Here is a 20,374-nt window from a genome sequence, read left to right as displayed (position 1 = left end):
CCAAGTACTTGACCATTACCTTTTTAATTCATGGCTTAATATGCACTCCAACCAGCATCTGCCGTAATGACAGTACCATTAACAAAACTGGAATCGTCTGAAGCAAGGAATAATGCCACTTTAGCGATTTCCTCAGGTTTGCCGTTTCGTGGATTGATCGCCATACCCAGTTGTTGGCGAGAGAAGCCAAACTCATTGATATTCGTCATGCTGGAACCAATATTGGTTTCTACTCCGCCTGGTGCTATAGCATTGCAGCGAATCCCGTTATTGGCATACATGTAGCCCGTGTTTTTCGTGAAACCAACGACTGCATGTTTAGAGGCAGTGTAAGCCGCACCAGCCCGGGCACCGTACAAACCGCCAGCAGAAGCAATATTGATGATGACCCCTTTTTGTTTTTCTAAAAAGATCGGCATCACCTTTCTAGTCGAACGCATGACGCTTGTCGTGTTAATGGCAAAAATCCGATCCCATTTAGAATCTTCAATGTCTCCAGCAGGTTCCATGCCATCCATGATACCCGCGTTATTCACCAAAATATCCACCGTTCCATACGTACTGACCGTGGTATCGATCAAATGTTGAATATCTTCCTCCACCGCTACGTTCGTTTTGATGGCAAAGGCCATTCCGCCACTCGCTTTTATTTCTTCCACCGTATCGTTCGCACCATCAAGATTTAAATCCGATACGACGACTTTAGCTCCTTCTCGAGCATAATCTAGGGCAATTTGTTTCCCCATGCCTGATGCTGCTCCTGTCACAACGGCAACTTTGTCTTGTAATTTCATTTGAACTCCCCCATTCATTCTAGTGAAGCGTTACTTATTGTACAGATGTTCATTATCTACCTTCCTTTATAGTATAATTAGTTTCAGTAGGCTTATACAATCAGCAAATGCTGTCCTCCATGTTGAATAATGAACAGAAAGTAGTAACTATGTTTATTAAAAGCACAATAACGAACAAAGGATGAAGAAAATGACTGATAATAATACTGGGATTGATAGAAGGATCAGGAAATCCAAAATGGCTTTGAAAGAATCCCTCATTTCTTTAATGCAAAGTAAGGATTTCAGGGAGATATCGATTACTGATATTGTAGAACTCGCCGACCTTAATCGGGGTACATTTTATAAACACTATCAGTACAAAGAGGAACTGCTTGAAGAGGTCATGGAGGATGTGATTGCCGATTTGATCATATCTTACCGGGAACCTTATAAGAACGCCGAAACTTTCACCATCAATGAACTAACGGCTTCGGTCATCAAAATATTTGAACATGTTGCTAACCATGCAAACATTTATACCCTCATCCTAAAGTCGAATGCATGGCCTACATTACTGGAACGGATTTGTAATGAGTTGAAGAAACTTCCAGTGGAGGACCTGGAAGATTACCGGCCGAACCCTAAGATCAATAAAGAACTTGCCTCCAGTTACCAAGCATATGCGATATTGGGCATGATCATCGAATGGGTCAACACTGGCTTTAAATATAGCGCTGACTATATGGCTGAACAGCTGCTGGAAATCCTTAATAATAAATCGGTAAATGCTGTCTTTAAAATAAACCATTTTAAGCAGAAATAAGAGGGCTGCACCGGCAACCCTCCTATCGCCTTAAAGCGCCTGCCCTTTGGAAAGAAACCTTTTTACGACAGACAAGAAAGCAGGTAAATCATCTTCATGGACAAAGTGTCCGGCATCCTCTATCGTCACCAATTCGCAATTGGGGATAAGCTCGGAAACCTCCTGCAATTTATTTTGGGGAATATGGCTGGCCCCGCCCCCGATAACAAGCGTCGGCATCATAATATCGGTGAGGCGTGCCCACCATTCGGGATCGGGTTCATTAAGCTGCTGTAGAATCGAAGGCACTACCTGCCAATCAAACGGCAGTGGAACAGAAGGCCTGGAAGGAACCTCCATTTGTTTATCCGAGAAAGGAGGCGGTGTGTCTTCGACAATCAACCTTTCTATCCTCGAAGGAAAAGTTTGCGAGAAAAGATAGGAAACCGTCCCCCCCATGGAATGCCCCATTAGCGAAAACCTTCCTAAATCAAGCGCATCCGCAAAATGAAGCAAATCATCACGCATCGATTCAAAAGTATATGTATTCGTTCTCGCACTCCCACCGTGGCCCCGTTGATCTAAAGCTAAAACACGATAACTTTCTCCTAATGCGGCAGCCGCTTGGTCCCATGATTCCGAACTTTTTCCCAGCGCATGAAGAACAACAAGCGGTGGTGCAGAAACATCCCCGCACTCCCGATATTGAAACGTGAGTCCATTCAACTCAATTTGATTAACCCGAATTTCCATCTCCGTTCACTCCCAGGATCGGATTCGTCATTTTGAACCCCGATCTATTTTAAAAAAAAACCTCTAAAATACTATGTTGACTATAAGTAAATTATACGTTTTATGCCTTCACCCATTTTTTCATCCTGCATCTGATCATTTCTGCCTTCACACCTTTTATTCCTGCCTTCATCCATTTATTCATCCTTTGGCTTCATTCCGCAGCAGCCTGCATTACATTCCGTTACGGGCCTTAAATAAAAGGCAGAATAGAAAAAGCCCTATGCTGCCTGAACGATTCAGGTGGCATAGGGCCTTTTATGTTTCATTTAAGCGGTTTGATCTTTTTTCACAGCTGGTTTTTCTTCAGCCGGCCAAGCACGCTTAATGAATAATGCCAGAATCAGCGCCACACCGGCAATGAAGGTAGATACAAAGAAGGAGAAGTTAATTCCATCCAGCATTGCCTGCATCCCGATTTGGGCTTTCATTTGGCCCATCATCTCAGCGGTGGGCTGGCTTGTTAATTTGCTCATCGCTTTCGTCATTAAATCTTCGGCAGTAGAAGCTGCACGGTTAGACATGACCGTAACGAGCAATGCCGTACCGATCGCCCCGGAAATTTGGTTCAGTGTGTTATTCATGGCTGTACCGTGCGGGTTCATGCGGGCTGGCAGCGAGTTCAAACCATTTGTCATGATCGGCATCATGGACATTGACATCCCGAAGGAACGAACGGAAAACAGGATTACAATTTCTGTATACGTAGTTTCCATTGATAATTTACTTAGCAAATACGTAGTTACCACGGTGATAAGCAAACCGATTGAAGCAAGGATGCGGGCACCGAACTTATCGAAAAGCTTACCGGTAACCGGTGACATGAGGGCCATTAATAACGCACCTGGAAGCATCAGTAATCCAGAATCGAATGGTGAAATGCCACGTACTGTTTGTGTGTACATCGGAATTAAGATCATCCCCGAGAACATCGCCATGTTCAGTACGATTGAGATCGTTGCGGATAAAGCGAACATCGGGTGCTTGAAGATCTTGAACTCAAGCATTGGTGTTTCCATTTTAAGCTGGCGTGTTATGAAAAGGATCAGGGAGATCGCACCGACAATCAGTGTTCCGTATACCTCTAGGCTATCCCAACCCTTGCTGCCTGCCGAACTGAATCCGTAAAGCAAACCGCCGAAGCCTAAGCTTGAAAGGATGACCGATATTTTATCAATTGAGATATCGACTTTTTCCTTGTGGTCTTTAAGTTTAAAGAAGCCGAAAATAAGCACTAGTAAAGCTAGCGGAGTAATGAAATGGAATAGCATTCTCCAATCATAATGTTCGATGATCCAGCCTGAAAGCGTCGGCCCGATTGCAGGGGCAAACATCATGACCAAACCGAATAGTCCCATTGCCGAGCCCCGTTTTTCAACAGGGAAAGAAGTTAAAAGTACGTTCATTAATAATGGCATCATGATTGCCGAACCGGCAGCCTGAACCATACGTGCGCCCAATAATAGCGGGAATACATGCGCTACACCTGCCACGATCGTCCCGATTGAGAATAGAAGCATGGCTGTCAGGAACAGATTACGCACCGAATATTTTCTTATTAAGAAGGCAGTTGTCGGAATCATGATTCCGTTCACGAGCATGTAGCCCGTTGTCAGCCATTGGACTGTGGCAGTCTCGATTCCCAGGTCTATTTGGATTGATGGCAGTGCAATATTTAAAAGGGTTGAATTCAGTATCGATATGAACGCACCGACCATCAGTATGGCCAAAATGCCATACGAACCCTTTTTCTCATTTATTTGTGCAGTACTCACTTTTTATCTATTCCTCCATTCAAACTATTGGTTCATTTAATTATACGAGCGGTATATTTCAATCTCACAAAATCAATAATATACCCCTAGTTCATTTTTTGCAATAAAAATTTACTGGTTTAAATAAGGGTTTGTGCTGTGATGAAAAATAGAGTACGATTAAATTTATACAAGCAGTATAATGAAAATCAGGTGATATGATGAACAACCGAAGGCAGAATGTCATCGATACGGCTCATAAGCTGTTTATTGACAAAGGCTACCAAGCGACGTCCATTCAGGACATTTTAGACGGCAGCGGTATATCAAAAGGTACATTTTATAATTATTTCCCTTCGAAGGGTGAATTATTTATAGCCATTTTCCGCTCCTTTTATACAAAGATCCGCCATGAACGGGAAAAACTGTTGATTGGTCAAGATTCCGCCGATATTGAAATTTTCATCCGGCAGCTCGAACTGCAATTGATGGTGAACAAGCAAAGCAAATTGCTTATCCTGATCGAAGAAGTCCGTGTTTCCAATGATGAAGAATTAAAACAATTCATCAATAAGACGCTATTGTTGAGCTTACGCTGGATGTATAACCGTTTTATCGATATCTTCGGTGAAAGTAAAAAACCCTATCTTTTAGATAGCGTCATTATCTTTCATTCGATGATGACCCACATGAGCCATTTTAGTTACCGTGCTAATCCCGCCGGTACACCGGACATACAAATTATCCGCTATTGCATGAATCGCATTGTCCATTTAGTCAATGAAGTGGCTGAAAGCGGGGAACAGATCATTGATCCGGAATTAATGGATACGTGGTTTCCAAAATTCACAAACCAGCTTGATGCTTGCCATAATGATTTGCTTCATTCCACCACGGAATTGAAAAAAGCGATAAACAAAGCTATTCCTTGCGATGAAGATCGAAGAAGAGCCATTGAATTGGTCGATTTCATCCAAGATGAGCTTATGCAGTCAGACAAACCGCGAGAATTCTTGATAGAAAGTCTTCTGGCCACATTGAAAACTGGATATGCTTCACAGATCCAAGCATACATGGAGACTTTTGAAGAAAGCATCCATTCTTGCTTGAGCCGATAAAATTGAAGATACGCACCTACCGAAAGCGGCAGGTGTTTTTTTTATGGCTTTTTGAATTGCCCTGATTTTAAAAAAGAGTTGGTTTTATAAAAGCGACCTAAGGAAACACTATCCTTATCATAATAAAGGGAGGTCTATCTACTTGAGTGTGAAAGAGAATGCTTTGTCCATATTGGCTCTGGGCGGAGTGAATGAAATCGGTAAAAACATGTATGTGATTCAATATTCTAACGATATCGTCATTATTGATTGTGGTGCAAAGTTTCCTGATGAAAGTTTATTAGGAGTCGATTTGATCATTCCTGATATTTCCTTTCTTCAGGAGAATAAGGAGAAGATCCGCGCTTTAATTGTGACTCATGGGCATGAAGATCATATCGGCGGTATCCCTTATTTCTTGAAAAAATTGAATGTGCCCATTTATGCCACACGTTTAACACTTGGTTTGATTGAATTGAAGTTAAAAGAACATAACCTTTTGGGTGATACGGAATTAATCCAGATCGATTCGGATTCAAAGCTGGAATTCGGGGAAATGGCTCTGGACTTTTTCAAAACGAATCATAGTATTCCCGATTGCCTCGGAGTCACCATGCATACGCCGGAAGGCACGGTCGTTCATACAGGGGACTTCAAGTTTGACTTGACCCCGATGAATGATCAGTATCCCGATATTCATAAAATGGCCAAAATCGGGAGTGAAGGTGTCCTCGTTTTACTATCGGAAAGCACGAACGCAGAGCGTCCCGGCTCCAGTCCCTCGGAGCATCTGGTTGGCAGCCATATTGAAGAGGCCTTCATGCAGGCAAAACAGAAAGTCATCCTTTCGACATTCGCTTCAAATGTCAATCGTGTTCAACAAGTTGTGAACGCTGCACAGAAGACAAACCGGAAACTAGCCCTGATTGGACGAAGCATGGTGAACGTCGTAACCGTTGCTATTGAACGCGGCTATCTCGAGGTTCCTGATGGGATGCTTATCCAACCACAAGAAGTCGATAGTTATGCTCCGGAAAGGGTCGCGGTTTTATGTACAGGAAGTCAAGGAGAGCCGTTTGCCGCCCTTTCCCGCCTTTCCAGTTCGAATTATCGGGATATGAGCATATTGCCCGATGATACAGTGATTCTTGCCTCCACACCAATACCCGGAAATGAACGGGATGTTTCACGTATCATCGACAACCTGTTTCAACTGGGTGCCAAGGTCATTTACGGTTCTGGGACTGTAACGGGCATGCATGTATCAGGACATGCTTATCAGGAAGAGTTAAAGCTCATGCTAACCCTGATGAAACCTAAGTATTTCATCCCGATTCACGGTGAGTATCGGATGCTGCACCAGCATCGATTGTTAGCTGAGTCTGTCGGGGTGGAGAAGGACCACACTTTCATCATCAATAATGGTGATGTGGTGGATATTGAAAACTCCGTTGCCCGTCAAACAAGAAAGGTGGCTGCCGGCAATACCTTTGTCGACGGTGTTGGCGTTGGGGATGTTGGAGAAATCGTTCTGCGGGACCGTAAGCAGCTTTCCGAAGATGGAATGCTCGTGATCGTCATAACACTAAGCAAGACGGAAAGAAAAATAGTATCAGGACCTGATACCATTTCCCGTGGATTTGTATATGTTCAAAATTCCGAGGACCTCCTTAAAAATGTGAATCGTCTTGTCACGAAAACGGTCAACGACTTACAAAGTGAAAAAATATACCGGTGGAACATCATTAAACAAACCATTAAGAAGGAACTGGGGCAATATCTCTTTAATCAAACGAAGAAAAAACCAATGATCCTTCCAATAATCATTGAAATTTAGCGCCAAATCGAAAGGAACTCGACTTTGAAATAGTCGAGTTCCTTTTTTAATCGAGTCCTGATTTACTCGCTTTTGCGGCCATTGCCTTGTTCTTATTCCATACCTTGAACTTCATGAAAACGGCTGCAAGACCGATGATCACGATGAATAAAAGGCTGATGAAAAATCCTGGACGTATCTCTTTTTCAAGAAGTGTTCCACTTACTGCCGCTAAAATTAAAAGCAGTCCGAAAACCGCCGTAATCTTACTCCACATCTTATTTTCCAAGATTTTGAATGAAGAAAGAATGATGAATGCCCAGTTATACAAAAGCAATATACCAGCAGATGTTGTAATGTATTCATAAATCTTTCCTGGCAGGAGCAAGGCAGTGATGATCGATCCTAAAAGACCTAAGGCTCCAAGCCCCAGTGACGGCAGCGGAAGATCTTTGAATTTCTTGATCTTTTGCATGAATAATGCGGGTGCATTCCCATCATTGGATAGCGTTACCAATAAATTGGTTACACCGAATAGTGAAGCGGTCATCGTCGAGAAACCGGCAATGATGATCGCACCATTAAAAACGTGCGGGAAAAATGTCAGGTGATAACTGTCCAATGCCGAAACGAATGGGCTTTCTTTTTCACTGAATGCCCCTAACGAAATCATGGTTACGGCTAATCCCAACGAAACCACATATATAATGGTAAGGACCAAGAGCATGATCGTCCCTGCCTTTGGTGCATCTTCTTTCTTTTTAAGCTGCATCGCCATCAATCCAATGACCTCAATGCCGCCAAACGCATAAAAGGCATAGATAAGGGATGTCCAAAACCCCTTTAGCCCTTTTGGGAATAATTCATTGTACGTATTCGGAAATGATGGCGGTTTCGCTCCAGCAAGACCGAACCAGCCGCAAACGGCACATATTGCAATGATGATAAACATTACGATTGCTGCTGTCTTAATTACAGCAAGGATGTTTTCCACCCTGTCGAACCCTTTTGTTCCCAGCAATACCACCACGATTGAAACAATGGCAAAACCGGATGCAAATAGCCAAAGCGGCACTTTCGGGAACCAAAATTGAGATAATAGCGAAAGCGCAGTAAGCTGGCTTCCCATGATCAATATATTGGAGGACCAATAATTCCAGCCACAGCTAAAGCCCGCCCATCGTCCAAATGCTTTATTGGCATAATAACAAAAAGAACCTTCTTGAGGATCGGCAGCCGTCATCTTGGCAAGCAGATTATAAACGATATAGGTACCCAGTGCAGCCAATACAAATGAAAATACAATGGATGGCCCAGTCGTTTTAATCCCTATGGTCGATCCGAGGAAATACCCTGTCCCGATCGTACAGCCTACCCCGACCAATGATAGCTGCCACCATTTCATGTCGCCCTGTTGTTCACCGGATGCATTGGAATCCTGACCAGCCTTTCCTTTCGCTGAACTGCAATTGGCTTTTGTTGTCATAACATTACCCCCTTCCATCATTCATAGTGTTGATAATGCCACAATGAATTATGCAAGGAAGAAGTTTTCAAATACCCTATGTAATAACCTGAAGCTTTCCCTTTAAGATAGGATGGCAGAAATGCCTTGATAAGCAAAATAAACCCCAAAGCCGACCAATGATAATCCAGAGATGATCGAAATGGCCATTAAGCTTTTTTCATTTAAGAACCTGCGAAATCCATTCGTTAATGCCGCTACAAAAAAATCCCAGCAGGTAAGACCAAGAAAGATCATCCCGCTATAAATGAAAAGTTGGGATGTCCCATAACTTGAAGCCGTTTTAGCTAAAACAGATCCATATATCCCCAACCAAAATAAAATGGATAATGGACTGGTCACGGACATGATGAACCCAGTCAAAAAACAGGAAATTAAAGAATCTCTATTCCTGTATTCGTTTAATAATATCGTATTAACCCGTAATATACTTTCGACCCCGGAATAAATAAGCACAAAGCCGCCAAAAAGCCAAAGAAATATCTGGACGATCGGGATTTCTAAAAACCGCACCATTCCTACATATACTAAAATCATGAACAAGGCATCTGCGATCATCGACCCTGCCCCAACGATCCAGGCATGCCAAAACCCGTTCTTGATTCCTTTATCGATACGAGCGGAGTTCACCGGGCCGATCGGTGCTGCAAGGGTAAGTCCTAAGAAAAAGTAACTTAGCAGTAAATGTACACTCAAAAAGCATCACTCCTTCGAGCTAGTTCATGACTTGTACATTTTATGTGACAACCCTCTGCCTATAACCACATGCCAAAAAAATTTCCCAATTCACTAAAAAAAGCCGTGGGAAAGGAAAGCCCGGCTTTTTTGAGATGTATTGAAGCCGATTAGGCAGCAGCTTCTTTTTTGTCTGAACTAATGAATTTCATAACAATCAATACGATGCCTATACCAATGATCCCAGAAATGATATAGGTCATATTGATATGATTTTTCATGACAAGGGACATGACCGGAGGGCCTGCCGCAACGCCGATGAACCTTGATGACATGTAGAAGGAGGTTATCGTCCCCCGCTGTTCCTTTTCTATATTTTGAGTGATGATTGCGTCGAGTGTCGGCAATAAAGCACCAATTGCTATGCCCACCAAGCTTGTTATTACCAATAGAAGGACGACCCTGTTTTTAGTAAAACCGACAAATACAAGGCTGATTGAAAGGACAGCTAAACTGATCATGATGATCTTTTTCATGATTGGTAATTCCCCCTTGATTTTTTTCCCTGCAACATAAGAAGATACGCAAAGAAAAAATAGCGGGATCGCTATCACTAAACCTTTTTTGATTCCATGCAAATCATGGATTTTTTCCAGATTATCAGACAAAAAGAAAAGAACACCGAACAAAACCAACATGACAAAGACACCAATGAGGAAAACCGTATATAACCATTTTCCTTCCTTCTTGAATATTTTTTTCGTATCATGCCAGAAATCCTTGAATTTCTTCGGCTCATCCTTCTCCTTTGGTACCTTTATAAAGAAAAAGACCAAAACAATAGATATTAAACTGAAGAATGAAATCGAGAAGAATGGTAAAAACCAGATAAATGCAGCAAACAGGGAACCTAATATTGGACTAAGCACTTTCCCAAACGTATTCGAGGTTTCTATGATTCCCAAACAAGAACTCGTTTTTTCATCATCATCTTTGTATAAATCCCCCACCAAAGGCAAAATGATGGGCGAGGCCCCAGACGCCCCAATCCCTTGCAATACCCTTCCAATGATGATCCATGTATAGGGATTTTCCATTTTCCATGACGCATAACCAGCTATCAAACCACCGATAAGGGCTAGGATCAAGCTTGGCAGAATGACCATTTTCCGTCCGAATCGATCTGATAAATAACCAGCAATGGGAATTAAAAAGATGGATGCAACGGAATAGCTTGTTATCACCATACTTGATTGAAATGAAGATATCCCCACCTTTTCCTCGAAAATGGGCAAAACCGGGATAAGCATTGAATTTCCAAGTGTCATCACCAATGGAATCGATGCCATACTGATCAAGCACCACACGCTTACATCTTTATTTTGCTTCTCATGACCTTCCATACTTACACTCCTCATCCATTATAAAAGCAACTTATTGCATAAAAGGTAACCATTTGTGAAACCAATTTGTTTTGCATCCTATATTAGATGTCTTAAATTATTATGTTATAGTGCAGAAACATTTATTCAGTTGCGCTTCTCCCAAAATTACCCCTATTCCCTTTAAAACAAAAAAACCATTCTGTTTAAGAATGGTTTGAGTTCTTTCGTCTTTATAAAAGAATAATATTCCTTTTTTCACATTCCTCTATTATTTGGTCATTCCATACCGAAACCTGAACCTCGCCAATATGTGCTTTCTTCAACAAAAACATGCATAATCTGGATTGCCCTATTCCCCCGCCTATTGAATACGGAAGCTTTCCTTCCAATACGGCCTTATGATAATCCAGCACCTTACGATTTTCGTTTTTGGATAATCTTAATTGTTTTAACAATGACTTTTCATCTACTCGAATGCCCATTGAAGAAACCTCAAAAGCACATTCCAAGAGTGGGTTCCATAAAACGATATCTCCATTTAGATCCCAATCATCATAATCCGGTGAACGTCCATCATGCTTTTCCCCCGATTGTAACGCTCCGCCAATTTTCATAATGAAAATTGCACCATATTTCTTCGCTGCCACGTTCTCTCTTTCCTTCGGAGTAAGATCCGGGTATAAATCCTCCAACTCCTGGGTCGTAATGAAGTGAATGTCCTCAGGTAACACAGGCGTAAGCAGATGATGGAATTCAAACATATAACGTTCGGTCGATTTAATGGCACCATATATTTTTTTCACTTCGGATATTAATGTATCCACGTTACGCTGTTCTTTCGTTATGACTTTCTCCCAGTCCCATTGATCCACAAATAACGAGTGTAAATGATCCAGTTTTTCATCACGTCTTATTGCATTCATATTTGTGTAAATGCCTTCATCACAAGCCAAACCATACCTTGAAAGAGTGATTCTTTTCCACTTTGCCAAAGATTGAACCACTTCTATATGTTTATTCTTAATATCCAGAGCATCAAAGGTAAGAATCCGCTCCACACCATTTAAATTGTCATTGATGCCATTACCTTCATGTAAAACGAAAGGGGCTGATACTTTAATAAGGTTTAACGCATTTGAAAGTCCTTCTTCAAAATGATCCTTCATTTCATTTATTGCAATATCAGTATGCATGATATCAAGAATTGTTTTATATTTATTCGGCATTGATAATTCAGGCATAATTCTCCTCCAATTCCGCTTTGAATAGCGCATGCACTAAAATTGGCTTCTTTCCATTTGACTAAATTACATTATGAAGGAGTTTTCTATGTTGTTACAAAAACACCAGGTCAGACAAGGCGGACTAAACTTAAAAAATAGGACTAAAAAGGTGGTACAAGTCCAAATGTTTGAATACATTCAAATAAGCGAAGATGTATAAACGATGAGGTGATGAATTGGGTGTTTTTTTCAGCTTTGTATTATTAGGTTTATCACTGGCGGCTCCTATCGGTCCCATAAACGCTGCTCAATTGGACAAAGGAATCAAGAAGGGTTTTTGGCATGCCTGGGTATTTGGCTGGGGTGCCATTTTAGCGGATTTTGTTTTTATAGCCCTCGTCTTTTTCGGTGTCGTCCACTTTTTGGACAACTCCTTCATGAAGACATTTTTATGGCTTTTTGGATTTTTCGTCCTGACCTATACCGGAATCGAAAGCCTGCTAAGTGCAGGGAAGATTGAAGTGAATGCACGAAAAGCGAAAGATTCCCTTTTTTCTTCATTCCTGACAGGATTCATCATGTCCCTTTCGAATCCTTTATCCATTTTGTTTTGGCTGGGGATTTACGGCTCCATTCTCGCAAACTCCGCTTCAAAATATGATATGGATGATTTACTTTTATACAGCTCAGGAATCCTTGTCGGCCTCTTAACCTGGGATTTCGTAATGGCCATCATCGCCAGCAGCTTCAGACGCTTTTTATCCAAACCCATTCTAATGGGCATCTCGATCATTTCGGGGCTATCCCTTATAGGAATCGGCCTATACTTTGCCATCCAGGCAGCCAAGGTTTTATTTACATAAGAAGTTGAGCATTAACTCGTGAATTCGAATAAATTTCTTTTATATAAAATAGGCCGCCTATTTTATTATCCCTCATTGTTCATGTCCTGAAAGGGTAAACACAAAGGGAGGATTTCTTGAATGTATAATTACGGCTATTACTCTTATAATGTTCCATATTATACTGCTCCATATTATTACGATAATTCTTATGCTAATTTGCCTTATTATGATGACAGACTGCCAGTACAAACACTGGTTCCAGTAGCCACTATTTAGAGCCATTTAAACGCAGGCCGGCAAGGTCATTGCTTCAGAGGTTTTTGGGGTAACACCCAGCACACCTTTATTTTAATGGGGATAAATAATACTAACTGGAATGGTACAGATACTCGAAGGCGGCATACCAAATGAGGTACATCATATAGATATAGTTGGATTACAATAAGGTTAACCTGCCCTGTCGGTGGCGGCGGTCAAGGCGGCCCGGGGGGTAACTGTTTTCAGCAGTTCATTCCTGGTGTTGGCTGGGTATGGATTTGTAGATAAAAAAACAGCCGATTTATTCGGCTGTCTTTTCTTATTCCATTTACTCGTGAATTTCTCGCTTTTACTCGTGAGTTTCTCGCTTTTACTCGTGAATTTCTCGCTTTTACTCGTGAGTTTCTCGCTTTTACTCGTGAATTCCAATTTAAGCTGCTTTCCTGTTAGATGCTGCGTTCTTTTATTTGCTGGACCATATTCTTGATGAACGTTTCTATTGTGACATTTTCAAATTCTTGTTCCCCGTATTTACGGACATTTACTTCATTTTCTTTTTCTTCTTTATCTCCAAGGACCAGCATATATGGGATTTTCCCCATCTGTGCTTCCCTGACTTTATACCCCAGCTTTTCATTCCGATCATCGATTTTCACTCTTATGCCTTGATTCTTCAGTGCTTTTTGAACCTGTAAACAATAATCCAGATGAACTTGTGAGACAGGGATGATCTGTACTTGCACCGGGGCGAGCCATACTGGAAAAGCACCGGCAAAATGTTCTATCAGGATTCCAAAAAATCGATCGATCGATCCAAAGATGGCACGATGAATGACGACCGGACGGACTTTTTCATTATTTTCATCGATGTAAGTCAGATCAAATTTGTCGGGCATTTGAAAATCAAGTTGGATTGTTGCACATTGGTGGCTTCGTTTTAATGCATCTTTAATATGAAAATCAATTTTCGGTCCATAAAATGCCCCGTCCCCTTCATTTACTTGATATTGTATCCCGATGCTTTCCAGAACATTTTTCAGGGCTGTTTCAGAAGCTTCCCAAAGGGATTCATCGCCCATTGAATCCTCCGGACGAGTCGAGAGCTCCACGGAATACTCGAATCCAAAAGTGCGATACACCTTATCGATCAGATGAAACACTTGTTTAATTTCACTTTCGATTTGATCCTGCCGTACATAGATGTGGGCATCATCCTGACAAAATGTACGGACACGCAGCATCCCGTTCAATGCACCGCTATATTCATGCCGGTGGACTTGACCGAATTCGGCCATCCGGATGGGTAAATCCCTGTAAGAATAAAGACTGTTTTTGAATATAAGCATATGACCCGGACAGTTCATTGGCTTCATCGCGAATTTTGTTTGATCCACCTCAGTGAAGTACATATTCTCGTGATAATGATCCCAGTGGCCCGATTGTTCCCATAACCGCTGGTTCATCATGAAAGGAGTCCGAACTTCGTCGTAATCAGCTTCAGTCTGAAGCTCCCGCGAGAACTTCTCCAATTCATTTCTAACGATTTGTCCTTTCGGTAAATAAAATGGCATTCCAGGGGCTTCCTCCGAAAACATGAATAACTCCAACTGCTTCCCTAATTTACGGTGATCGCGTTTGGCCGCTTCTTCCAGGAATTTAAAATGATCCTGTAAATCCTTATTCTTTCGAAAAGCCACGCCATACACCCTTTGGAGAACTTCATTTTGATTGTCTCCCCGCCAATAGGCACCAGATACACGAGTCAATCTGAATGATTTTACAAATGATGTGGATGGAAGGTGCGGCCCTCTGCAAAGATCGATGAATTCCCCCTGTTGATAGAGCGTTAATTTTTCACCATTGGGGATGTTCTTGGCTATATCCAACTTGAATGACTCCCCTCTGCCCTCGAATAACTTCACAGCTTCTTCATATGTCACTTCGATCCTTTTAATTTCCAGATTTTCACTTATGATATGTTCCATCTCTTTTTCAATGGCTTGCAGATCTTCTGAGCTCAAAGGATGGTCTAACTTAAAGTCATAGTAAAAACCGTCTTCCACGACTGGTCCCATCCCTAATTCCACATTTTTGTATAATCTTTTTACAGCCTGTGCCAAAACATGCGCCGCTGTATGCCGTAATACTTGTAATCCTTCATCCGAATCGAGAGTCAAGATCGACAGTTCGCCATCTTTATTAAGCATGTGACTTAGATCAACCAGTTGCTTATCCAGTTTTCCAGCTACTGCCTTTTTCCTTAAACTTGAGCTGATTGAGCTTGCCACACTTTCCACTGTGATCCCTTGCGGATACTCCTTTTGCTGCCCATCCGGGAATTGTACTTTAATCATTTTAACACCCCTTTTTAATAATAAAAAAACGCACACATCCCTATGCAAGGGACGAGTGCGTTTACCCGTGGTTCCACCCAATTTCCCATAAGCAAAAAACACTCATGGCTCTGGAGCTTGTAACGCAGCTTAGACGATATCAGTTACTTTTTGTTCACCGATATAGCTCAAAGGCGGTAAATCAGTTTCCTAAGCCAGGAAGTTCGCAGCTGCCCTTCCCTCTCTGCAGACCGTAAAAATGATTCATGTCCTTATCATCGCCATATTTTTATATAGAAAAAAACGCACACATCCCTATGCAAGGGACGAGTGCGCTTACCCGTGGTTCCACCCAATTTCCCATAAGCAAAAAACACTCATGGCTCTGGAGCTTGTAACGCAGCTTAGACGATATCAGTTACTCTTGTTCATTGATATAGCTCAAAGGCGGTAAATCAATTTCCTAAGCCAGGAAGTTCGCAGCTATCCTTCCCTCTCTGCAGACCGTAAAAATGATTCATGTCCTTATCATGGCAATAATTATAATAATAAAAAACGCACCCATCCCTATGTAAGGGACGAGTGCGTTTACCCGTGATTCCACCCAATTTCCCATAAGCAAAAAATACTCATGGCTCTGGAGCTGTAACGCAGCTTAGACGATATCAGTTACTCTTGTTCACCGATATGGCTCAAAGGCGGTAAATCAGTTTCCTAAGCCAGGAAGTTCGCAGCTGCCCTTCCCTCTCTGCAGACCGTAAAAATGATTCATGTCCTTATCAATGCTTCTAATATTTTATATTGTTATATATATTACAATATATTCCCATAAGTGACAACCTCAATTTTTTTCATTCCATTACTAACACCAAATTGGTATAATTAGTAAAAAAGGAGTCTCTATGAAACGTTTAAGCAATTGGTCAATCGCATTTGCAGTGATTGGTATCCTATCATTTTGCTGTTCCCTCGCTTTTTCAAAATCCTCCGAGCTGCTTATGATTTCAGGATTCGGTGCGTTGCTAATTGGTATGTTATGCAGCTTAGGGGCCATGTATAAAAATGAAAGAGGAATGTCGAAATTTTTGGCTGTGGCTGCATTCTTTCTTTTAAGTTTCATTCTCGTTTGGAATGAACCATTTCAAATTGTCAGGCTCTTGACCTGGATGAAAAATTAAATGAAAAAACCCGTTCGCCATGACGGGTTTTTTCATTGATTCATTCTTCATCGGCTATCGTTCGACTTGAATTCTTTATTCCAAGCCATAGCGTAAGTCCAGTGGTCCAGAGTATTAGCGCGCATCCAAAGCCGAGCAATGATAACGGTGCAAGGATTTGATGCTCCCCAAGCATGACGGTGTCTGGCACTATCAGCCATGTAATAAGCGCCAATAAACAGAGAAGCACACCTGTTGCATAATAAACCTTGATTTGGAAAAGTGACGCCAATGGTAAAAAATGAATCCCTACAATAATGGCAATGACTCCCGGTATAAGATCGGTCTGATTGATCAAGTTACAGATGGCAATGGCAATCCCGATCAGCAAACCTTCGGCAATGAAGACCATATTAAACAAAAATCCGATACGCTTAAGACGTCTTGCCCCATCATCTGAAACTTGATTGGACATTTTTTGTGATGCATGTATTAATGAAATGCCAACGATAACCATGATGATTCCCACGAATATGACTGCGAGTTCCACGTAGGGAAACCCCCACCCCTGCAATCCCATTACACCGGTACCCGCCCACAGTGTTCCGAAGACCGCCATGAAAATGACTCCAATTCCAGAACCGCGAAACGCCTCTTTCATCATCAGTTTCCTTTCATCCACAGTATAATCGTACATAGCATAATATTGCACCACTTCCCGAATTATTCAGCTTTAAAAAATGATTTAAGATGAGATAAATGCCGTTTCGCAGATATAATTCGATTTCCGCAGATATATTCCGTTTTTCGCAGATATAATTGGTTTTCCGCAGATATATTTCTATTTTCGCAGATATATTCCGTTTTTCGCAGATATATTCCGTTTTTCGCAGATATATTCCGATTTTCGAAGATATATTTCGATTTCGATACAAATCTTCATAAAAAAACCTGAGTCCCCAAAGGGGAGCTCAGGTTTTTTCCAGTGGTATCAAGCCACATCTGATTTATCGAATTGACAATCTTTTAATGCTATTAATTTGGTCTTGTGATAAATCTTGTATCCTAACCAGACTGCCAGGAATATCGGTAATCCGATATAGGAGACTGCGACACCATACCAGTCGATGCTGCCGCTTAGGAATGCTCCATAGTTCTGTCCTGCTATGACGAGCATGCACAGGGTGAATGAAAGAATCGGACCGAATGGAAACCATTTTGCTTTATATTTCAGTTCGTTTAGGTCACCACCCTGCGCAACATAGGCACGTCTAAAGCGATAATGGCTTATGGCGATTCCAATCCAGGCGATGAAGCCAGTCAGCCCGGATGCGTTCAATAGCCATGTAAATACATGGTCTCCGAAAATGGAGGTCAAGAAGGCGAATCCTCCAATTAAGGATGTCATGATCAAGGCATTCATCGGGATCCCCCTGCGGTTGACTTTGGCCAGGAATTTGGGAGCTTGATGATCTTTTGCCATCGACCATAACATCCGCGTTGATGCATATAGCCCTGAGTTTCCGGCGGACAGTAAGGAGGTTAACACGACTGCATTCATGACGGATGCAGCGAATGCCAGCCCTGCCCGTTCAAAGACAAGCGTGAAAGGGCTTACAGAAATGTTTTCGACATTTCCGTTCAACAAGCTTGGACTCGTATACGGTATTAAGAGACCAAGTATCAGGATGGCCCCGATGTAAAATAATAGGATGCGCCAAAATACTTGGCGGATTGCATTCGGAACGTTTTTTTCGGGTTCTTCACTTTCCCCGGCAGCAATACCAACCAGTTCTGTGCCTTGAAAAGAAAATCCCGCGATTAGAAAGATTGAGATGATCGATAAAAATCCTCCCTTGAATGGTGCCTCATCCATGGTGAAGTTTTCAAATCCGATCACCTTTCCGCCAAAAATCCCCAATATGGTCAATAAACCAATAATGATGAAGCAAATGATGGCAATGACTTTTATTAGTGCAAACCAATATTCAGATTCACCATAGCTTTTAATGGATAGGGCGTTGAGGGTGAAGACGATTCCAAGAAATAAGGCACTCCATATCAGGCTGGGTACATCAGGTAGCCAGAATTTCATGATGATGGCTGCTGCAGCTATTTCCACGGCAAGGGTGACTGCCCAGTTAAACCAATAATTCCAGCCAAGTGCAAAGCCGAATGCGGGATCAACAAAGCGTGTGGCATAGGTGGAAAAGGATCCCGACACAGGCATATATGTCGCCATTTCCCCTAAGCTCGTCATCAGGAAATAAACCATGATCCCAATGCAGGCATAGGCAGCGAGGGCACCGCCGGGCCCTGCGCTCTGGATGGTTGCCCCGCTCGCCAGGAATAATCCGGTTCCTATTGAACCGCCGATGGCAATCATGGTCATATGTCTTGCTTTTAGTTGCCTTTTAACTGTCGGTTCTTGATTATCAATGGGATTCCTTTTAACTGTCGGTTCTTCATTATCAATGAGATTCATGTCCATAAGGTTCCTACCTCATTTTCTTTTAAAGTTAAAAGTTCAAGAATTAAAGAGTTTTTTAACAACCGCTTTGTGAAAGACTTTATCGTTCGCTTCACTTGCTGGGATGCCATCCGGTTTAATTGCCATTTCCTAGTATCGTCTCTCTAGTCCCGGATTGGGTGACCCCATCCTGCTCAGTCTCCATTCCACACCATTGAATTAGAGTAAGCGCAATGATTTCGGCTGTGGAGAACACATTGTCAAGAAGGATGTATTCATTTGGATAGTGGGCAACCTCGGTTACTCCTGGTCCGAAAACGATTGCTGGCGTTTCACCGACATGTGTCAGCAATCCCCCATCCGTTCCCCATGGGGAGGCTTCAATGACCGGGTCCTGTCCGGCAACTTGCCGATATTGATGAACAAGTGCATTCATCAGTTCGTGCTCGACATCAATTGACCCTGGAACCCAGCGTGCCCCGAACCATTCCAATACGGGTGGGTTTTCCTTGAACCATTGGTCCACTTCCCCGAGCTGCAATAACCAGGCAGCCATTTCGTCTTTCGCCTGCTCCATCGTTTCTTCTGGCGCAACACCCATCCTTCCTTCGACTTTCACAAGGTCGGGAACGGATGACGGCCAATTACCGCCTTTAATGACGCCTAGATTGATTGGAATCGGAATGGGCGTGTTCTGATAAAGCGGATCACTGATACGTGCATTTCGCTTTTCTTCCAAGGCACGAATATGATTGATGACGGTCATGCTTTTTTCAATCGCACTAACGCCTTCATACCTTGTTCCGCCATGGGCTGACCTGCCTTTAACATGGATTCGGAACCACATCGAACCCTGCTGTTTCGGGAAGATCCTCATATTCGTCGGTTCAGGGATCAGGGCGGCATCGGCTTTATACCCTCTAAGGACAGCCGCTAATGTTCCGGCACCGCCACTTTCTTCTTCAATTACACTTTGAAATATGACATCTCCTTTTAATTGGATGCCATTTTCCTTCAAAGCCTGCATCGCCAGGATCAGCGATACATTTCCACCCTTCATATCGGTTACGCCGCGTCCAAACATTCTTCCATTCTTAATCGCTCCGCTATATGGGTCGTCGTCCCACTGATCTCGGTCACCGTCCGGAACGACATCGATGTGTCCGTTCAAGATGATGGAACGTCCGCCCCCAGTCCCTTTCATGATACCCACCACATTGGGGCTGTTGGAAAATTCACTGCGCGGAGAATAGAAATAAGAATGCTTTTTCAGCTCGCTGCCGTTTGGTTCCCAACTATCGATCTGCAAACCCATTTCCTGCAGCTTTTGGGCGACGATGGCCTGTGCCCCCGCTTCATTTCCTTGTGTACTCGGGGCTTGTACCATTTTTTGCAATAGGTTCGTTCCTTCTTCCCGATGATCCTTGATCCATTGGTTTATCCGTTTTTGTATATCCGGCACGATT

At 42.4% G+C, this 20,374-nt stretch carries 17 protein-coding genes and 3 other annotated features; of the genes, 5 read left to right on the top strand and 12 right to left on the bottom strand.

Annotated features, from left to right (window positions below; genetic code table 11):
- Positions 1-35 precede the first annotated feature (35 nt).
- Positions 36-794 (bottom strand): SDR family oxidoreductase, encoded by a 759-nt coding sequence (locus tag AC1DIV_RS18015; RefSeq protein ID WP_477577029.1) that lies wholly within the window; start codon positions 792-794, stop codon positions 36-38.
- 190 nt (positions 795-984) lie between these two features.
- Here AC1DIV_RS18015 and AC1DIV_RS18010 point away from each other — a divergent pair, with 190 nt between their 5' ends.
- Complete coding sequence (locus tag AC1DIV_RS18010; protein WP_048683368.1) at positions 985-1,599, top strand: TetR/AcrR family transcriptional regulator; 615 nt, start codon at positions 985-987, stop codon at positions 1,597-1,599.
- Positions 1,600-1,629: 30 nt separating this feature from the next.
- Here AC1DIV_RS18010 and AC1DIV_RS18005 read toward each other — a convergent pair whose 3' ends face one another.
- Positions 1,630-2,331 (bottom strand): alpha/beta fold hydrolase, encoded by a 702-nt coding sequence (locus AC1DIV_RS18005; RefSeq protein ID WP_477577027.1) that lies wholly within the window; start codon positions 2,329-2,331, stop codon positions 1,630-1,632.
- A gap of 308 nt (positions 2,332-2,639) precedes the next feature.
- Positions 2,640-4,088 carry a DHA2 family efflux MFS transporter permease subunit gene (locus AC1DIV_RS18000; RefSeq protein WP_477577104.1) on the bottom strand — a complete coding sequence of 483 codons (1,449 nt, stop codon included), beginning with the start codon at positions 4,086-4,088 and terminating at the stop codon, positions 2,640-2,642.
- A gap of 254 nt (positions 4,089-4,342) precedes the next feature.
- Here AC1DIV_RS18000 and AC1DIV_RS17995 point away from each other — a divergent pair, with 254 nt between their 5' ends.
- Positions 4,343-5,242 carry a TetR/AcrR family transcriptional regulator gene (locus AC1DIV_RS17995; protein WP_252267534.1) on the top strand — a complete coding sequence of 300 codons (900 nt, stop codon included), beginning with the start codon at positions 4,343-4,345 and terminating at the stop codon, positions 5,240-5,242.
- 142 nt (positions 5,243-5,384) lie between these two features.
- On the top strand, positions 5,385-7,058 hold the full coding sequence (locus AC1DIV_RS17990) for a ribonuclease J (RefSeq protein ID WP_477577025.1): 1,674 nt from the start codon (positions 5,385-5,387) through the stop codon (positions 7,056-7,058).
- Between the two features lie 46 nt (positions 7,059-7,104).
- Here AC1DIV_RS17990 and AC1DIV_RS17985 read toward each other — a convergent pair whose 3' ends face one another.
- The 4 genes from AC1DIV_RS17985 to asnA form a co-directional block, all read right to left on the bottom strand.
- Positions 7,105-8,442 (bottom strand): amino acid permease, encoded by a 1,338-nt coding sequence (locus AC1DIV_RS17985; protein WP_323599401.1) that lies wholly within the window; start codon positions 8,440-8,442, stop codon positions 7,105-7,107.
- A 183-nt stretch (positions 8,443-8,625) separates the two neighbouring features.
- A complete protein-coding gene (locus AC1DIV_RS17980; RefSeq protein WP_053536115.1) occupies positions 8,626-9,258 on the bottom strand; it encodes a LysE family transporter in 633 nt (210 codons plus the stop codon).
- Positions 9,259-9,407: 149 nt separating this feature from the next.
- Positions 9,408-10,640, bottom strand: a complete 1,233-nt coding sequence (locus AC1DIV_RS17975; protein ID WP_034309678.1) for an MFS transporter — start codon at positions 10,638-10,640, stop codon at positions 9,408-9,410.
- 212 nt (positions 10,641-10,852) lie between these two features.
- A complete protein-coding gene (asnA, locus tag AC1DIV_RS17970; RefSeq protein WP_477577102.1) occupies positions 10,853-11,848 on the bottom strand; it encodes an aspartate--ammonia ligase in 996 nt (331 codons plus the stop codon).
- A gap of 233 nt (positions 11,849-12,081) precedes the next feature.
- On the opposite strand from asnA, the gene AC1DIV_RS17965 reads away from it, so the two are divergent.
- Positions 12,082-12,708, top strand: a complete 627-nt coding sequence (locus AC1DIV_RS17965; protein WP_477577024.1) for a LysE family transporter — start codon at positions 12,082-12,084, stop codon at positions 12,706-12,708.
- 429 nt (positions 12,709-13,137) lie between these two features.
- On the opposite strand, the gene AC1DIV_RS17960 is transcribed toward AC1DIV_RS17965, so the two are convergent.
- On the bottom strand, positions 13,138-13,377 hold the full coding sequence (locus AC1DIV_RS17960; protein ID WP_477577022.1) for a hypothetical protein: 240 nt from the start codon (positions 13,375-13,377) through the stop codon (positions 13,138-13,140).
- Positions 13,378-13,394: 17 nt separating this feature from the next.
- The gene (thrS, locus tag AC1DIV_RS17955) at positions 13,395-15,302 is read right to left on the bottom strand and encodes a threonine--tRNA ligase (RefSeq protein ID WP_445670171.1); all 1,908 of its coding nucleotides are present in this window, start codon (positions 15,300-15,302) and stop codon (positions 13,395-13,397) included.
- A gap of 44 nt (positions 15,303-15,346) precedes the next feature.
- Positions 15,347-15,569, bottom strand: a binding site (T-box leader).
- Positions 15,570-15,600: 31 nt separating this feature from the next.
- Positions 15,601-15,822: a binding site (T-box leader), on the bottom strand.
- Positions 15,823-15,852: 30 nt separating this feature from the next.
- Positions 15,853-16,073 (bottom strand) — a binding site (T-box leader).
- Between the two features lie 110 nt (positions 16,074-16,183).
- Here thrS and AC1DIV_RS17950 point away from each other — a divergent pair.
- Complete coding sequence (locus tag AC1DIV_RS17950; protein ID WP_477577020.1) at positions 16,184-16,459, top strand: hypothetical protein; 276 nt, start codon at positions 16,184-16,186, stop codon at positions 16,457-16,459.
- A 40-nt stretch (positions 16,460-16,499) separates the two neighbouring features.
- Here the strand turns inward: AC1DIV_RS17950 and AC1DIV_RS17945 are convergent, their stop codons facing one another.
- The 3 genes from AC1DIV_RS17945 to AC1DIV_RS17935 all read right to left on the bottom strand — a co-directional run bounded on the left by AC1DIV_RS17945 (position 16,500) and on the right by AC1DIV_RS17935 (position 20,370).
- Positions 16,500-17,135 carry a DUF7010 family protein gene (locus AC1DIV_RS17945; protein WP_477577018.1) on the bottom strand — a complete coding sequence of 212 codons (636 nt, stop codon included), beginning with the start codon at positions 17,133-17,135 and terminating at the stop codon, positions 16,500-16,502.
- A gap of 294 nt (positions 17,136-17,429) precedes the next feature.
- Positions 17,430-18,923 carry an amino acid permease gene (locus AC1DIV_RS17940; RefSeq protein WP_082162912.1) on the bottom strand — a complete coding sequence of 498 codons (1,494 nt, stop codon included), beginning with the start codon at positions 18,921-18,923 and terminating at the stop codon, positions 17,430-17,432.
- A gap of 121 nt (positions 18,924-19,044) precedes the next feature.
- Positions 19,045-20,370 (bottom strand): peptidase, encoded by a 1,326-nt coding sequence (locus AC1DIV_RS17935; RefSeq protein ID WP_477577016.1) that lies wholly within the window; start codon positions 20,368-20,370, stop codon positions 19,045-19,047.
- Positions 20,371-20,374 lie beyond the last annotated feature (4 nt).

It is taken from the genome of Peribacillus sp. 05N428 (assembly GCF_056397085.1).
The sequence above is the reverse complement of the archived record's forward strand: the minus strand, read 5'-3'. Positions and strand labels throughout refer to the sequence as shown.

Excerpts from the sequence above, each read along its gene's own strand:
- AC1DIV_RS17945 (WP_477577018.1), bottom strand. The coding sequence starts at position 17,135 with ATGTACGATTATACTGTGGATGAAAGGAAACTGATGATGAAAGAGGCG.
- AC1DIV_RS18000 (WP_477577104.1), bottom strand. The coding sequence starts at position 4,088 with ATGGTCGGTGCGTTCATATCGATACTGAATTCAACCCTTTTAAATATT.
- AC1DIV_RS17950 (WP_477577020.1), top strand. The coding sequence starts at position 16,184 with ATGAAACGTTTAAGCAATTGGTCAATCGCATTTGCAGTGATTGGTATC.
- AC1DIV_RS18005 (WP_477577027.1), bottom strand. The coding sequence starts at position 2,331 with ATGGAAATTCGGGTTAATCAAATTGAGTTGAATGGACTCACGTTTCAA.
- asnA (WP_477577102.1), bottom strand. The coding sequence starts at position 11,848 with ATGCCGAATAAATATAAAACAATTCTTGATATCATGCATACTGATATT.
- AC1DIV_RS17995 (WP_252267534.1), top strand. The coding sequence starts at position 4,343 with ATGATGAACAACCGAAGGCAGAATGTCATCGATACGGCTCATAAGCTG.
- AC1DIV_RS17940 (WP_082162912.1), bottom strand. The coding sequence starts at position 18,923 with ATGAATCTCATTGATAATGAAGAACCGACAGTTAAAAGGAATCCCATT.
- AC1DIV_RS18010 (WP_048683368.1), top strand. The coding sequence starts at position 985 with ATGACTGATAATAATACTGGGATTGATAGAAGGATCAGGAAATCCAAA.
- thrS (WP_445670171.1), bottom strand. The coding sequence starts at position 15,302 with ATGATTAAAGTACAATTCCCGGATGGGCAGCAAAAGGAGTATCCGCAA.
- AC1DIV_RS17985 (WP_323599401.1), bottom strand. The coding sequence starts at position 8,442 with ATGAAATGGTGGCAGCTATCATTGGTCGGGGTAGGCTGTACGATCGGG.
- AC1DIV_RS18015 (WP_477577029.1), bottom strand. The coding sequence starts at position 794 with ATGAAATTACAAGACAAAGTTGCCGTTGTGACAGGAGCAGCATCAGGC.
- AC1DIV_RS17975 (WP_034309678.1), bottom strand. The coding sequence starts at position 10,640 with ATGGAAGGTCATGAGAAGCAAAATAAAGATGTAAGCGTGTGGTGCTTG.